Here is a 13,202-nt window from a genome sequence, read left to right as displayed (position 1 = left end):
GGAGAAACACATGAGCCTGTCTCGCTTGAACTTCGTTTTCTTTGCCGTCGCCCTGCTTGTCTCCTGGATCGTCGGAGCGACGGTCGCACCGACCTGGACGGTGAGCCAGACCACCCTGGACGCCCACACCGACAGCGACGGCCGCCTGTATTACATCGCCCGAGACGAGCCGAGCTATTTTGAGCCGGTTCCGCTTGAGCAGGCCGAACTCAACCCGGCGCGGCTTGACGGCTCGAACGATGCGCCGTCGGTCACCGAGGAGTTTGTTTCGGCCACCGAGATACGTGACGGACAGGCCACGACCGTCCACTACCAACTCATCGCCCAGTACCACTGGGGCTCCTGGTCATTGCTGCCGGCAGTCGTCGCCGTACTCTTGTGCTGGGTCACCCGGGAACCGGTCACGGCGCTGCTGGGCGGGATTGTGTCCGGCGCGCTGGTGCTGGGCCAGTACGACTTGACCGGCCAGGTGCTGGTGCCCGCCCTGGCCACGACTAACGCGGCTGGCATTCTGGTGCTCTATCTGTGGCTGCTCGGCGGGCTGATGGGCGTCTGGTCGCGTACCGGCGCAGCCCAGGCATTTGCCGAGTTCATGACCGCCCGCTTCGTGCGCGGCCCGAAGACCGCCAAGCTGGTGGCCTGGATGCTGGGTGTGGTCTTCTTTCAGGGCGGGACGATGAGCACGGTGGTGGTCGGCACGACCGTCAAGCCGATTGCCGACCGGGAAAACGTGAGCCACGAAGAGCTGGCCTATATTGTTGACTCGACCGCCTCACCCATCGCCTCACAGCTGGCCTTCAACGCCTGGCCGGGCTATGTGCAGGCGTTTATCTTTGTCTCCGGCGTCGGGTTTCTGGCCACTGAAGCCGACCGCATCAGTTTTTTCTTTCAGAGCGTACCGTTCTGTTTCTACGCCATTTTCGCCGTCCTCAGCACCTTTCTGCTGGGTATCGAAAAGCCCCTTTTCCTCGGCAAACGACTGGCTGCGGCCATGCAGCGCTCGCGTGCCACCGGCCAGCTCGATGCGGACGGCGCCGAACCGCTGAGCGCCAGGGAATTGCAGGCCAGCCATGTGCCCGACGGCTACCGCCCGCACGTGTTGGAGTTCTTTCTGCCGCTGGCGGCGCTGATCGGGATTGCCGTCGGCACCTTTGTGGTCAGCGGCTCGCCTAACGTACACTGGGCGTTTGGAGCGGCGCTGCTGCTGGCGGTGGGCATCGCCCTGGCCAAGGGCATGGCGCTTAAAGAACTCATGGCCGGGTTTCACGACGGCATCCGGGGGGTCGTGCTCGGCTCCGTCATCCTGCTGCTGGCGATTACCATCGGCGGCATCAACACCCAGACCGGCGGTGCGGTCTTTCTGGTCGATCAGCTCGGCCAGAGCATTCCCTACTTCCTCCTGCCGGTCCTGCTTCAGCTCCTGACCATGATTATCGCCTTTTCGACCGGGACGAGCTGGGGAACCTATGCCGTGGCCTTTCCGCTCGCCATGCCGCTCGCCTGGGCGATTGCCGGGGCGCACGGGCTGGCCCACCCCGAGCTGTTCATGACCCTGTGTTTCGCTGCGGTGATGGACGGCAGCGTGTATGGCGACCAGTGCTCGCCGATCTCGGACACGACGGTGTTAAGCGCCATGTGTACCGGCTGCGACCTGATGGACCACGTCAAGACCCAGATCCCGCAGGCCTCGGTCGCCGCCGGTCTTGCTGCTCTGTGCTGGACCGGGCTGGCGTTTTTTACCGCCTGAGCTAAGCCCGAATGAGCTGGGTTTCGTCTGCCCGCTCAGACCTCCAGCTCAATCACCTTGCCGTCACGTTTGCTCATATTGATGTTTTCGACGTAGGGCCGAATTGCGGTGATCTTCTCAATCTTGCCTTCGAGTTCCTCGCCCGGGCTGGTGCCCTCACCCGTGTCCTTGCGAGTGACATTGATGAACTGACACTCCGAGCCGAGGGTCAGGGCGTTGTGCCAGGTGCCCTTATAGATGAACGCGGCCTGGCCGGGATCAACCACGAAGGCGGCGATTTTATCGTAGTCCAGCTCATAGCCTTCGGGCCCGGCCTCGCGGTTGCTCGGCGGCGGGGCAACGACGAGCACCATCGAGCCCTGGACCGGAATAAAGGTCTGGTTATAGCTGAAGTGGATGGCCATCTGGTCCATCCGGTTGGCGTTGGCCCGGTGCTTGAGGCGCAGCAGCTCCATGGCCACCTTCCCCTCCTCGGTCTCGGGGTAGATCAGCTTTTTGCTCTGGAGCAGCTTGCCGTAGGGCTCAAAGGCTTCGGGGGTCAGCGGTCGCATCTTGATTTTAACGCTCTGGTCCATGGTTTCCCTCCTTCGGTGGTGCCACAGGGGAATAAAACATACCCCGTCAGAAAGGCAAGCAGTCGGCACCACAATTTTCACGCCGCTGACAAGACATGTGGCGCCTTGTCGGGCCGACCGAGCACCAAGTCGGTCAGCATCGGCCTGCGCTGGCCGGAAGGCGGTTCTTGTCGTCAATTCTCCATCAATTGAAAAACATATTCAAAGGCTTACGCGCTGTCAGGTACGTTTGTTGTGTTTACTGTCTATGACCCGTCGCGGCTCAGACGCTTCACGGGATACTCGGGGAAGTATAGGTTCCATGAGGCGATATTGAATACGCCGCAGCCTCTGACAATCGGACGAGTCCACGGACGTGATCCTGGTCCCCGCAAAGGCAGCTTGCGTTGCAACTCCTCTTGTCCTCTCAGCAAATGTGACCTGTCCAGAGCGTCCAAAGCAACCAGCACCAAGTAATCAATGGGTTTTTTGTCGGCTCGTCCTGCCGCCCACTCGTAGAGAAAGGAGTCCCGATACTTGTATTTGAGATCTTCGTAAAGCTTTCCTGTTTGGAATTGCTGAATAAACTCATGACTGGCCTCCGGGGGAGCCTGAGGGTCTTGGGGGTCCTTAACTTCGATAAACAGGTAACGGTCGGGAAGCTCGACAACGAAATCCACCGCCTTCATGCAGTGGCTCAGTCCGTGGCTGGCCTCGTCATCGAACTTTCGCGCCTCGATCGCGTCATTGATGGTAATTTGCAGATCGCCTTCCTCGAGAACCGTCATTCCGTGGAACCTTTCAGGCTACGTTCAATTTCCCGGTCGTACAGGTCCGTGAACGTTTCCGCAATCACGTTCGGATGGATATCAAGATAGCTGTCCGTCGTGTTGCAGGCGATTCCGCTTGTCTCCTTTGTCGCCGCTTTTCTTTTGAAGATCAAGTTCTTTGAGGATGAAATAATCGTGAGTTGCCAGGAATATCTGTACACAGCCGCGCTGCAATTCCAGCAGAATGTCTATCAAGATGCCGAACAGCTTCGGGTTCAGATTAGTCTCAGGCTCATCCCAGAACAGGACAGAGCCGTTCTGCAAAGTGCCGTTCTGTATTAAAAGCCACAATAATCCGAGTTTGCGCATTCCTTCGGCGAGCAGAGTGAATTCGAGGTTGCCCTGTTTATTCCGCAGGAAAAATTCATCATTGTTGACCGTAACTTTTCCGTCTATGGCCTTTTGCAGCTTAGTGAGCAAACGCCTGCGAAGACTGTCCATAGGACCACGTAGTAACGGACGATAGGCCCGGTGGAGGATATCGGCGTAAACCTCTTCAAAGTGGATTTCGCGCTCCGCATAAAGGGACAAGAACCCGGGCGCGTTAGAAAGCATTTCCTTCACCGGGATATAGAGACCATAACTTAGTGCCCGTACTTCTGGCTGACGCCGGCGCCTTTGTATGGTTTGAAAACGAGAGACGTAGGGGTCGCAGGTGGGCCTGGCGTACCGTTATCCTTCCCGTCGTACTCACCTTTTGACGTTTGACCAGTCGTCCCAAGGCTCCACCTGAGGGAAGAAACACCCGAGCCAGTTTCTCCGCGAACGAAGCACCTGTGTTAGAAATGTCGCATGCGGCATAACAAACCTTCATGAGGTGAGTTTTCCCCGTGCTATTTGCGCCAGCGACAGGCTGGAAAACGCAGTAAAATGTTCCAAATCTATGCTTGTCAGAGCCACAATAATCCTCCGCCCAGTTGGACATGTCTCTGCAATATCTCAGGTTGCAATTTTTAATTTACGATTTCTCCGAAGAAAATTTTACGTTTGCCCCTATAAGCGGCAATGAAGGGCGCTCCGGACTGCGAATAACTATAGCTGCGCAGACGGATTGAAACGGCGCTGATGCTTATCCGAGTCGAAGCGCGCTCTCATGGCCCTTAGCCCTCTGATGGTCTCGCCCGTCAGCCGTCCCTTCAAGATAGCAGTTTAACAGCCCCACATTAAAAGCTGCGTTTAATACAGTCTTGTCCCTATTCAGCGGTTGGGCCGACGCCCATCACGGTCGTGCGGTGCATGACCCGAGCATAGGTGGTTTTGTTCCACGGCCGGCCGCGGTGCAGACAGCAGCGGTTGTCCCAGATCACAAAGTCCTGGGGCTGCCATTGGTGGGTGTGGGTGTAGGCAGTCTGAACCGAGAATCGGGTCAGCCGCCCGATCAGCGCCCGGCCTTCTTCGAGCGGCAGGCCGCGAATGTGTGAGGCGTGGGCTCCGGTGTAGAGGTTCTTGCGGCCGTTGACCGGGTTGGCGCGGACGACGGCTTGGGGAACCGGCGGGGTCTCGCGCTTTTGCTCCTCGGTCATCACGCCGGGGTCAATCAGGCTGCGCGAATAGGCGAAGTCGTGGATCGCCACATAGGCTTCAAGCCGCCGTTTCAGCTCCTCGTCCAGGTCCACATAGGCAGCCCGCTGGCTGGCAAACTGGGTATCGCCGCCGCTGGGTGGCACGTCCCGGCCGGACAGCATGGAGGCGGTGGCGGGCACGCGCTTGAAGGAGCTGTCGGTGTGCCACATCTCGTTGCCGGAGTTGAAGACCATGCGCTCATCGTCCGGGGGGATGATGACGCCGTGTTCGTCGAGATTGGACAGCACGGCGATGGGCGTGCCAGCTCCGGGATTCTGCACAACCGTCTTTTCGAGCCCAGGAAAATCCCCCAGCTCGGCAAAGCGCTGGCTGAACCGGATCTGCTGGGCGTCCGTCATCGGCTGGCCGCGAAACACCAGAACCGAGTATTCGTTGAACAGGGTGACGATGCGGCTGATGTCTGCATCGCTGACCCCGGCCGCAATATCAACCCCCGACACCTCGGCTCCGAAGCTGGTGGTCAACTGTCGAAACGTCACGCTCATGGGCACTGTCCTCACTGCTGGCGCTTTTCCTGTGTATAGCCGATCAGGCGACTCGCGTATACGGTGCGCGGCTTGCCGCCGGCTTGGCATCTCGGCTATACAGGGACGGCGAAACCGTTGTGAGCCGAGGAGAAAATCATGAGCGAAACCAATGGAGAGACAAGGCCGGTCCGAGGATCGTGTTTCTGTGGCGCGGTCAGGTTTGAGGTCCGTCTGCCGACGCTGTTCTGCGGGCACTGCCACTGCTCAATGTGCCGGCGCATTCATGGGGCGGGCTATGTGACCTGGACTGCGGTCAAGGATACGCAGTTCCGTTTTGTGAACGGCGAAGACCAGTTGACCGTCTACCACTCTTCAGACCATGGCCGCCGCTCCTTCTGCCGGGAGTGTGGCAGCACCATGTTCTGCATATCGACCCATCACCCGGAGGTGATTGATATCGTCCTGGCCAATTTGCAGGACAAGATCGACCGTGAGCCACAGGGACACTATTACTTTTCGGATCGGGTTGAGTGGATCGCGCTCGGTGACGAACTGCCGCGCTTTGGTGGCGAGACCGGCACTACGCCGCTGCCGCACACGCATTAAGCCGGATGAAAATCGGCGTTTTTGTTTTTGCGACCGAGTACTCGACCGACCCGGCGATTCTTGCCCAACGGGCCGAGGCGCTGGGCTTTGCCTCGTTCTGGGTACCGGAACATACGGTCATGCCGGTCCACTATCGCTCGCGCTATCCCAGCTCGGCCGGAGGCAAAGAACGCGATGCCCACTACGCCCGGCTGCTGGCCCAGACCTTTGCTGGCCGGCCCGATTCCTACGACCGTATTCTGGACCCGTTTGTGGCGCTGGCGCGGGCCTCGGCCGTCACCCACCGGATTGAGTTGGGAACCGGCATTTGCCTGGTGCCGGAGCACAACCCGCTGCTGCTGGCCAAGCGGGTGGCGACGCTCGACGCGTGTTGCGGCGGGCGATTTGTGTTCGGTATTGGAGCCGGCTGGCTGCGGGAAGAGGCCGAGGTCATGGGCGCCGACTTTCCACGGCGCTGGACGCAGACCGCAGATGCGGTCCGGGCCATGCAGCAACTGTGGACACGCCAGGAGTCCAGCTATGCGGGGCGCTACTACCGGTTTCCAGCGCTGCGCTCCTTTCCCAAACCGGCCCGCAAACCCCATCCGCCGGTGCTGTTGGGCAGCATGAACGCCAGGGTCTTCCAGCGTATCGTCGACTGGGGCGATGGCTGGATTCCGGCTCGGGTCACGGTCGAGGAGATTGCGGCGGGCCGGGCGGCGCTGAATACCTTGGCCGAGCAGGCCGGGCGCGATCCGCAGACGCTGACCATCGTGGCCTTTGGCATGCCGGGAGAATTTCGGACGGCTGAGGAACTGGCCGGCCTGGAACGGGCCGGAGCCGATCAGGTGACGATCTGGCTGACCCAGACCGAGGGGGACGAGGCGCTGGCCGAATTGGAGGCGCTGGCCGCGACGCTTCTGTCTTGACGCGGCTGAGCGATTTTTTCGTTCTTGATCCGGGAAGCTGCCCGGCTCGCCCGTTGCTAATCCGGCGGTGTGGACGAAGCTGACGCCGCAGCCTGCTGGGCCTGATGCGTCTCCAGGTCGAAAAACAGCTCCTGGCCGGGGTTGGGCAGCTCGGGGCTGTCGCCGAGACTGACAATCCGGGCCGTGATCTTGCCCGGCGCCAGGTCGAGCAGGCCGACCGTCCCCAGCCGGGTGGACCACAGGTGCGGATGGGTGGCGCTGCCGGTGTTGATTTGCAGCACCCCGTCCCGGTAGTCCAGACGCTCATAGTGGGTGTGGCCGGTAATCATGATGTCGGCCTGCTGGCCCTTGAGGTAGACCTCTTGCAGGCGCGCAATCGGGCGTTCCTCGGGTTCCATGTCGTGGAGCATGACCAGCCGCCAGCCCTCCAGGTCGAGCCAGTGGACGGGCTGCATGCGGGGGTCGTGCCAGCCGCCGTCGTTGTTGCCCTCGGCCGCCAGGGTCGGAGCGATCTGTTCGAGCCAGTCCAGCACCCGGGGTGTCACAATGTCGCCGCCGTGTAAAATCAGGTCCACCCCGGTAAAGACATCTCTGACCTCGTCCCACAAGTGCTGAATTGTGCTCGGGATATGGGTGTCGGTGACCAGGCCGATACGCATGGCTGCATCCTGTCTGTTTTCGGCCGACTTGGCAACTGCGGCCTTCCATTGCTCCGCTCTTCCGAAGTGTTAGGATGGGCGCCACGCCCGGTCTGGCACGGCGAAACCTGTGTCGCCGGTGAGGAGGAAGCCCATGCACGCCGTTGATGTCGCCCCGCAGATCGCCTGGCCCGAACAGGCCGACACCCGCGTTCCGTATCAGGTGTTTGTTGACCCTGCCATTTATGAACGCGAGCAGGAGCGCATTTTCCGGGGCCCGGTGTGGAACTATGTCGGCTTGGAGGCCGAGCTGCCCGAGCCCGGCGACTTCAAGGCCAGCTTTATCGGGGATACGCCGATTGTGGTGACGCGCGGCAAGGACGGCCGTTTGCACGCCTTTGTCAACCGCTGCGCCCACCGGGGCTCGCTGGTGTGTCGGGAGCTGCGCGGCAACCGGATGACCCATACGTGTGTGTATCACCAGTGGAGCTATAACCTTGAGGGCGACCTGATCGGCGTCCCGTTCCGCAAGGGCATCGAGGGCAAGGGCGGCTACGACGCGGACTTCGATCCCGGCCAGCACGCGCTCCACAAGCTGACTATCGACTCCTACCAAGGGCTGATTTTTGTGTCGTTTGCGCGCGAGCTGCACGCGCTCGAAGACTACCTGGGGCCGGACATGCGACCCTGGATCGACCGTCTGTTCGGCCGTCCGATCCAGATCCTGGGCTACTCGCGGCAGTTCATCCGGGCCAACTGGAAGCTGTACGCCGAGAATGTCCGCGACCCCTATCACGCCAGCCTACTGCACCTGTTCCACACCACCTTTGGCCTGTACCGGTCGTCCATGGGCGGTGGGGTGACGATGGACGAGCAGGGTCGCCACGATATGGTCCAGTCCTACAAACGGACCGAGGAACAGGAAACCGCAGCCTACAAAAATGCCGGGCTGCGGACGTATAAAAAAGGCTATAGCCTGGCCGACCCCTCGCTGCTCCAGTCGCGGCCCGAGTTGGAGCCGCAGCTGACCAACCAGATCCAGACGATTTTTCCCGGCCTGGTCTTGCAGCAGATTCAGAATACCCTGGCCACCCGTCAGGTCCTGCCTAAAGCGCCCGACCGGTTTGAGTTGATCTTTACCTATTTTGGCTATCAGGATGACGACGACGAGCTGCGCGCCATCCGTCTCAAGCAGGCCAATTTTGTCGGCCCGGCCGGCTTGATCTCCATGGAAGACGGCCATGCGACCGAGATTGTGCAGCAGGCTATTGTGCGCGACCGAGACGCGGCCTCGTATATCGCCTTTGGCGGTGACAGTGTGGAGAACCAGGGCAATCTGCTGACCGAGACGGCCATCCGGGGCTTCTGGCAGTATTATCGGGGCGTCATGGGCTTTGCCGCCTGAGCGTCCCACACCGAGGCCGCCATGATCAGTCTGGAACGCCGTCTTGTCATCGAAGACCTGCTGCACGCCTATGTCCACTGTATTGATGAGGACAGGCTGGAGGAGTGGCCGGGGTTTTTTGCCGCCGCGTGCGAGTACCGAATCGTCCCGCGTGAGAATGCGGACCAGGATCTCCCGATTCCGCTCATGTCGTGCGACAGCCAGGGCATGTTGAGCGACCGGGTGACCGCCCATCGCCGGGCGAATATCTTTGGGCCCCATTTTTATCGCCATCTGGTCAGCAGCATCCTGCTGACCGAGCAGGCCGACGGGCTGATCGCGGCGCGCTCGAACTATGTCGTCTTTCGGACCTGGGCGGATGTGGTCCAGTACGGGGCGACCGAGGTGTTCAGTACGGGCGCCTACCACGATCGGATCGTGTTTGAGGACGGCCGGGCAAAATTCAGGCAGCGGCTGGTGATTGTCGATACGTGTCGGATCGACTCGCTGCTCGTCACGCCGCTGTAGCCCGGGTCAGGTGTAGGCGCGCAAAAAGAAAAACACGGCCACGCCGCTGACCGAGACGTACAGCCAGATGGGAAAGGTATAGCGAGCCAGCCGGCGGTGGGTCGGGTACTGGGCGGTCGCGGCGTAGTACAGCGTGGTCAGGACCAGCGGCAGGGCGACGATGGACAGGACGATATGGCTGATGAGGATGGCGAAGTAGACCGGTCGCACCAGGCCCTGGCCCGGAAACGGCGTATCGCCGTGAAAATGGTGGTAGACGATATAGCCGACCAGAAACACGACTGAGCACGCCACCGCGCCGAGCATGCAGCGCAGGTGGGCGGTACGCCTGCCGCGTCGGATATTGAAGAATCCGGCCAGCAGGCAGCACGCGCTCAGGCCATTGCACAAGGCGTTGGTGGCGGGCAGAACCGTGACCCACTCGGCCTGGGTGGTGGCGGCCGGTTTCCAGTAAATCAACCACAGCAGAAACACGCTGATGGCGGCGCTCAGCGGCACGGTCCAACTCAGGGGGGTACGGCTCGATGTGGTCATGTCTGCTTCCAACAGGGCTGCTCACCCTATCTGACCGGAGGAGGCTGAAAAAGCCCCCGGGGAGGGGTCCCGGGGGCTTCGGCAACGCCCGGAGGAGGGACCGGAGCGTTGCCCGGGGAAGGGGGGGCAGCGTGCGCCCAGAAGCGGAGTACGCTTCAGGCAGCCTGCTGATACTCCGGACAGCAGAGCGTTGCTTGATCGGTCGCCCGCTGACAGACAGCCCGCCGGGTGTTTTGCCGATAGTGGCGGAGTGCCGTCCAGCCGATCATCACGGCCGAGGCGCACGTGAGCCCCAGGAGTCCAGCGCCAAGCGACGTATAGCCGACGCCGAGGGTTGTGGCCAAGCTGATAAGCCCGGTTGGAACGAGGATGCTGAACATAGTGTGACTCCTTTCGTCTTCAGGGCCGGTGAATTGGTATTGAGATGAGGGCACAGAACGTGCCAAGTGGTCCTGCCTGGCCGAGTGTTTGTTCAGAGCCTGATTTTGCTGGTGTGGTGAGAACGGCAGGGCGGGGAATGGCTTGGCCGATACCGGAGGCGCTGTACTGAAACGCCCTCGGTGTGTCGGTCCGATATGATCCCAGTGATATGTGAGACTATCGCCCCGGGCTGAGCCGGCGACAATCCCCTGCTATCCCATCAAGGTACTGCGCCAACCGCGTGGGACGGAGCTGAAGACCTCACAGGCGGGCCGAACCGACAAACGTGGTGCCAATGACCTTGGCGCGTTCGAGATCGCTCAGCTGTGCGTCACTCAGCCCCAAGAGTTCCTTCAGCACAAACGTGTTGTGTTCGCCCAACAGCGGGGCTGGCCGGCGCAGGCTGAGCGGCGTTTCGGAGAAGTGCGCCCAGTGCAGGCCGTGGGCGTGCGGACCAATCTCCGCCCGGGTCGTGCGCTGAAAATAGTCCCGGGCTTGCATATGTGGATCGTTGAGGACATCGGCCGAGGACAGAACCGGCATGGCTGGCACCCCGGCCGCCTGGAGGGTGTGCATCAATTCCATGCGGTCGCGTTGCCGCGTCCATTCCCCGATAGCCGCATCCAGGACGGCCTGATGCTCATGGCGGGCGAGCGGATCGGCGAAGCGGGGATCGCCAGGCCAGTCTGAGCGATCCAGGGTCGTACACAGCGCGCGCCATTCCTCCTCGTTTGTCACGGCGATGGACACCCACCTGTCTTCGCCCTTGCAGGGATATATGCCGTGAGGAGCGTGGGCCGGATGATGGTTGCCCTGGCGCTGCGGCAGGTGCTGATTGACCTGATAGTCGAGCAGCGGCCCGCCCAGAAACGACCATCGACAGGTCGATGCGCTGCCCCTCACCGGTCCGACGCCGGTGTTCCAGGGCGGTTAAGATGGCATAGGCTCCAGTCAGGCCGGAAATGGCGTCCACGCCGGAGTTGCCCCAGCGTCGGGGCGTGTCATCGTCCTCATAGCCCGTCAGCTGTGGGAAGCCCGACATGTCCTCGACCGGGAAGGCGAAGGCGGTGTAATCGCGCCACGGCCCTGTTCCGCCATAGCCCGAGAGGGACAGCATAATGATGTCCGGCTTTATGGCGCGCAGTTTCGCATAGTCGAGCCCGAAGTTCGTCATCACCCGCGGGGTGTAGTTCTCAACCACAATGTCGCCCATGCCGACCAGGCGTTTGCACAGCTCGATCCCGCGCGGATCCTGAAGGTTCAGGGTGAGGCCGTATTTGTTGCGATTGACGCCATTGTAATACGAGGACAGTTCCCAGGGCTTGTCATGAGCGGCGTTGGGGACGGTGAAGCGCCAGCCGTCCGGGACTTGGATCGATTCGATCTTGATAATCTCGGCGCCCATATCACCCAGCAGCTGGGTCACAAACGGTCCGGCCCACCACATGCTCAGGTCAATGACGCGAATTCCGGACAGGAGCTGTGGCATGTCAGAGCCTCCTCTTAAATGACCCCGCGACGGCGCAGCAAAACCAGCTCGTCAGGCTGCATGCCGAGCGTGTCACACAGGATGTCGGCGTTGTGCTGGCCCAGCGCCGGAGCGCTGCGCCGTAGATTCCAGGGGCTGGCGCTCATCTGAAAGGGCGCGCCAGGTTGGCGGACCGGGCCGACTCCGGGCAGCTCGCGTTCGACAAAGAAGCCGCGCGCCGCGTGCTGGGGAAAGTCCAAGATCTCGTCGATCCTGGCGATGAGCGTCAGTGGAATCCGCCACTCCTGGGCGGCAAAGATTTCTTCCCGGGTGTGCTCCTTGGCCCAGCCCCGAATGAGAGCGGCAACCTCGTCCCAGTGCTGCATGCGGCCGACGGGGGTTTGAAAGCGCGGGTCCTCGGCCAGCTCGGGTCGTCCGATGAAGGACCAGAACATCTCCCACTGGTTGCCGGTCAACACGTTGATGCCGACGTGACCGTCCTGACACTCTGTGATGCCCGTCCCCACTCCGAGATTACCCCGCCCCCTGACTTCCTTGACCTCACCCGGACCCGAATGACTCAGCGCCGCGTATTCGTTCGTGCTTTGCAGGGCTTCCATTGCCGCCAGGTCGATGTGTTGGCCTGTTCCGCCGGACCTGAGAGACAACCAGGCTGCCAGCCCGGCCAGTGCGCCGTAGGTGCCGGTAACATAGTGACTGATGAAGCCACCGGTTTTCATGGGTTCGCGGTCGGGCAGGCCGCCCATATACGGCCAGGCGCTGGCAGCCTGAATCAGCAGGTCGGTGGCTTTGTAATCGGCATAGGGTCCGGTCTGGCCGAAGGGTGTGATCGACAGCCAGATCAGGTCGTTGCGGTCGCCACGCAGCGCCTCATAGGTCACCCGAAGCGCTGCGGCTCGGGCCGGAGGAAAGCTCTCGACCACAATATCAAAGTGCGCCAGCAGGTCCCGAAGGATTGTCCGGCCGGCCGGATTCGTCACATCGAGTGTCAGGCCCCGCTTGTTGGCGTTGAGATACCAGTGGAGCAGGCCGCGCTCGGCATCCGGATCGTTCTGTGGGAAAGGCCCCCAGCGACGGAGTGAGTCACCCGTACCGGGTGTTTCGACCTTGACCACCTCGGCGCCATAGTCGGCCAACAGCTTGGTGCAATAGCCGCCGGCAATCCCGCTTGAGAGGTCGAGGATGCGCAGGGCGGACAGGGCGCTGGGAGACGGTTCGGCCTTGGGCATGGGTGGCTCCGTTACAGGGCTCAGCGTGATGTCTGATGATGACAGGGCCGCGCCTAGCCGTTCGGCCCCGGGCCGGCGACAATTCTTTGTCGTTCCAGCTCGGCGATGGCGGTTCGGTCGAGACCCAGGACGTTCTCCAGAATTTCATACGTATGCTCGCCCGGATGGGGAGCCCGGGACAGCTCGACCGACTCCAGATCCCGCGCGTCGATGACCGGTCCGGGGGTCCAGATCGGTCCCAGATCGGGATCGTCAACGTCGTGAAAGCAGGGCAGCCGGTGGGT

Annotated in this window: 15 protein-coding genes; 5 read left to right on the top strand and 10 right to left on the bottom strand. The window is 61.5% G+C overall.

All coding sequences use genetic code 11. The annotated features are described in order from the left end of the window. Positions 1–1,747: hypothetical protein (locus J4F42_20000; protein ID MCE2487803.1), on the top strand; the 1,747-nt coding region annotated here is incomplete at its 5' end. A gap of 35 nt (positions 1,748–1,782) precedes the next feature. Here J4F42_20000 and J4F42_19995 read toward each other — a convergent pair. From J4F42_19995 to J4F42_19980, 4 genes are all read right to left on the bottom strand, one after another. Further along, the gene (locus J4F42_19995) at positions 1,783–2,322 is read right to left on the bottom strand and encodes an ureidoglycolate lyase (protein ID MCE2487802.1); all 540 of its coding nucleotides are present in this window, start codon (positions 2,320–2,322) and stop codon (positions 1,783–1,785) included. Between the two features lie 245 nt (positions 2,323–2,567). Then, positions 2,568–3,089, bottom strand: coding sequence for a hypothetical protein (locus J4F42_19990; protein ID MCE2487801.1), 522 nt, complete (start codon positions 3,087–3,089; stop codon positions 2,568–2,570). 81 nt (positions 3,090–3,170) lie between these two features. After that, on the bottom strand, positions 3,171–3,686 hold the full coding sequence (locus J4F42_19985) for an ATP-binding protein (GenBank protein ID MCE2487800.1): 516 nt from the start codon (positions 3,684–3,686) through the stop codon (positions 3,171–3,173). Between the two features lie 638 nt (positions 3,687–4,324). Then, on the bottom strand, positions 4,325–5,200 hold the full coding sequence (locus J4F42_19980; protein ID MCE2487799.1) for a TauD/TfdA family dioxygenase: 876 nt from the start codon (positions 5,198–5,200) through the stop codon (positions 4,325–4,327). 138 nt (positions 5,201–5,338) lie between these two features. Between J4F42_19980 and J4F42_19975 the strand changes: the two genes are divergently transcribed. After that, complete coding sequence (locus J4F42_19975; protein ID MCE2487798.1) at positions 5,339–5,788, top strand: GFA family protein; 450 nt, start codon at positions 5,339–5,341, stop codon at positions 5,786–5,788. A gap of 5 nt (positions 5,789–5,793) precedes the next feature. Next, positions 5,794–6,696, top strand: coding sequence for an LLM class F420-dependent oxidoreductase (locus J4F42_19970; GenBank protein MCE2487797.1), 903 nt, complete (start codon positions 5,794–5,796; stop codon positions 6,694–6,696). 56 nt (positions 6,697–6,752) lie between these two features. On the opposite strand, the gene J4F42_19965 is transcribed toward J4F42_19970, so the two are convergent. Then, complete coding sequence (locus tag J4F42_19965; protein ID MCE2487796.1) at positions 6,753–7,355, bottom strand: metallophosphoesterase family protein; 603 nt, start codon at positions 7,353–7,355, stop codon at positions 6,753–6,755. A 133-nt stretch (positions 7,356–7,488) separates the two neighbouring features. Between J4F42_19965 and J4F42_19960 the strand changes: the two genes are divergently transcribed. Further along, on the top strand, positions 7,489–8,739 hold the full coding sequence (locus J4F42_19960; protein ID MCE2487795.1) for an aromatic ring-hydroxylating dioxygenase subunit alpha: 1,251 nt from the start codon (positions 7,489–7,491) through the stop codon (positions 8,737–8,739). Between the two features lie 21 nt (positions 8,740–8,760). Further along, complete coding sequence (locus J4F42_19955; GenBank protein ID MCE2487794.1) at positions 8,761–9,246, top strand: aromatic-ring-hydroxylating dioxygenase subunit beta; 486 nt, start codon at positions 8,761–8,763, stop codon at positions 9,244–9,246. Positions 9,247–9,252: 6 nt separating this feature from the next. Here the strand turns inward: J4F42_19955 and J4F42_19950 are convergent, their stop codons facing one another. The 5 genes from J4F42_19950 to J4F42_19930 form a co-directional block, all read right to left on the bottom strand. Beyond that, positions 9,253–9,780, bottom strand: coding sequence for a DUF420 domain-containing protein (locus J4F42_19950; GenBank protein ID MCE2487793.1), 528 nt, complete (start codon positions 9,778–9,780; stop codon positions 9,253–9,255). Positions 9,781–10,461: 681 nt separating this feature from the next. Then, positions 10,462–10,785 carry a CoA transferase gene (locus tag J4F42_19945; GenBank protein ID MCE2487792.1) on the bottom strand — a complete coding sequence of 108 codons (324 nt, stop codon included), beginning with the start codon at positions 10,783–10,785 and terminating at the stop codon, positions 10,462–10,464. 55 nt (positions 10,786–10,840) lie between these two features. After that, positions 10,841–11,689, bottom strand: a complete 849-nt coding sequence (locus J4F42_19940; GenBank protein MCE2487791.1) for a CoA transferase — start codon at positions 11,687–11,689, stop codon at positions 10,841–10,843. Between the two features lie 14 nt (positions 11,690–11,703). Further along, positions 11,704–12,918 carry a CoA transferase gene (locus J4F42_19935; GenBank protein MCE2487790.1) on the bottom strand — a complete coding sequence of 405 codons (1,215 nt, stop codon included), beginning with the start codon at positions 12,916–12,918 and terminating at the stop codon, positions 11,704–11,706. Between the two features lie 53 nt (positions 12,919–12,971). Next, on the bottom strand, positions 12,972–13,202 hold a 231-nt coding region (locus J4F42_19930; GenBank protein ID MCE2487789.1), incomplete at its 5' end, for a hypothetical protein.

This window comes from Desulfurellaceae bacterium, from assembly GCA_021296095.1.
Classification (GTDB): Bacteria; Desulfobacterota; Binatia; order Bin18; family Bin18; genus JAAXHF01.
The sequence above is the reverse complement of the archived record's forward strand: the minus strand, read 5'-3'. Positions and strand labels throughout refer to the sequence as shown.

Coding starts and splice junctions, on each gene's coding strand:
- J4F42_19995 (MCE2487802.1), bottom strand. CDS start 2,322: ATGGACCAGAGCGTTAAAATCAAGATGCGACCGCTGACCCCCGAAGCC.
- J4F42_19990 (MCE2487801.1), bottom strand. CDS start 3,089: ATGACGGTTCTCGAGGAAGGCGATCTGCAAATTACCATCAATGACGCG.
- J4F42_19985 (MCE2487800.1), bottom strand. CDS start 3,686: ATGCTTTCTAACGCGCCCGGGTTCTTGTCCCTTTATGCGGAGCGCGAA.
- J4F42_19980 (MCE2487799.1), bottom strand. CDS start 5,200: ATGAGCGTGACGTTTCGACAGTTGACCACCAGCTTCGGAGCCGAGGTG.
- J4F42_19975 (MCE2487798.1), top strand. CDS start 5,339: ATGAGCGAAACCAATGGAGAGACAAGGCCGGTCCGAGGATCGTGTTTC.
- J4F42_19970 (MCE2487797.1), top strand. CDS start 5,794: ATGAAAATCGGCGTTTTTGTTTTTGCGACCGAGTACTCGACCGACCCG.
- J4F42_19965 (MCE2487796.1), bottom strand. CDS start 7,355: ATGCGTATCGGCCTGGTCACCGACACCCATATCCCGAGCACAATTCAG.
- J4F42_19960 (MCE2487795.1), top strand. CDS start 7,489: ATGCACGCCGTTGATGTCGCCCCGCAGATCGCCTGGCCCGAACAGGCC.
- J4F42_19955 (MCE2487794.1), top strand. CDS start 8,761: ATGATCAGTCTGGAACGCCGTCTTGTCATCGAAGACCTGCTGCACGCC.
- J4F42_19950 (MCE2487793.1), bottom strand. CDS start 9,780: ATGACCACATCGAGCCGTACCCCCCTGAGTTGGACCGTGCCGCTGAGC.
- J4F42_19945 (MCE2487792.1), bottom strand. CDS start 10,785: ATGGAATTGATGCACACCCTCCAGGCGGCCGGGGTGCCAGCCATGCCG.
- J4F42_19940 (MCE2487791.1), bottom strand. CDS start 11,689: ATGCCACAGCTCCTGTCCGGAATTCGCGTCATTGACCTGAGCATGTGG.
- J4F42_19935 (MCE2487790.1), bottom strand. CDS start 12,918: ATGCCCAAGGCCGAACCGTCTCCCAGCGCCCTGTCCGCCCTGCGCATC.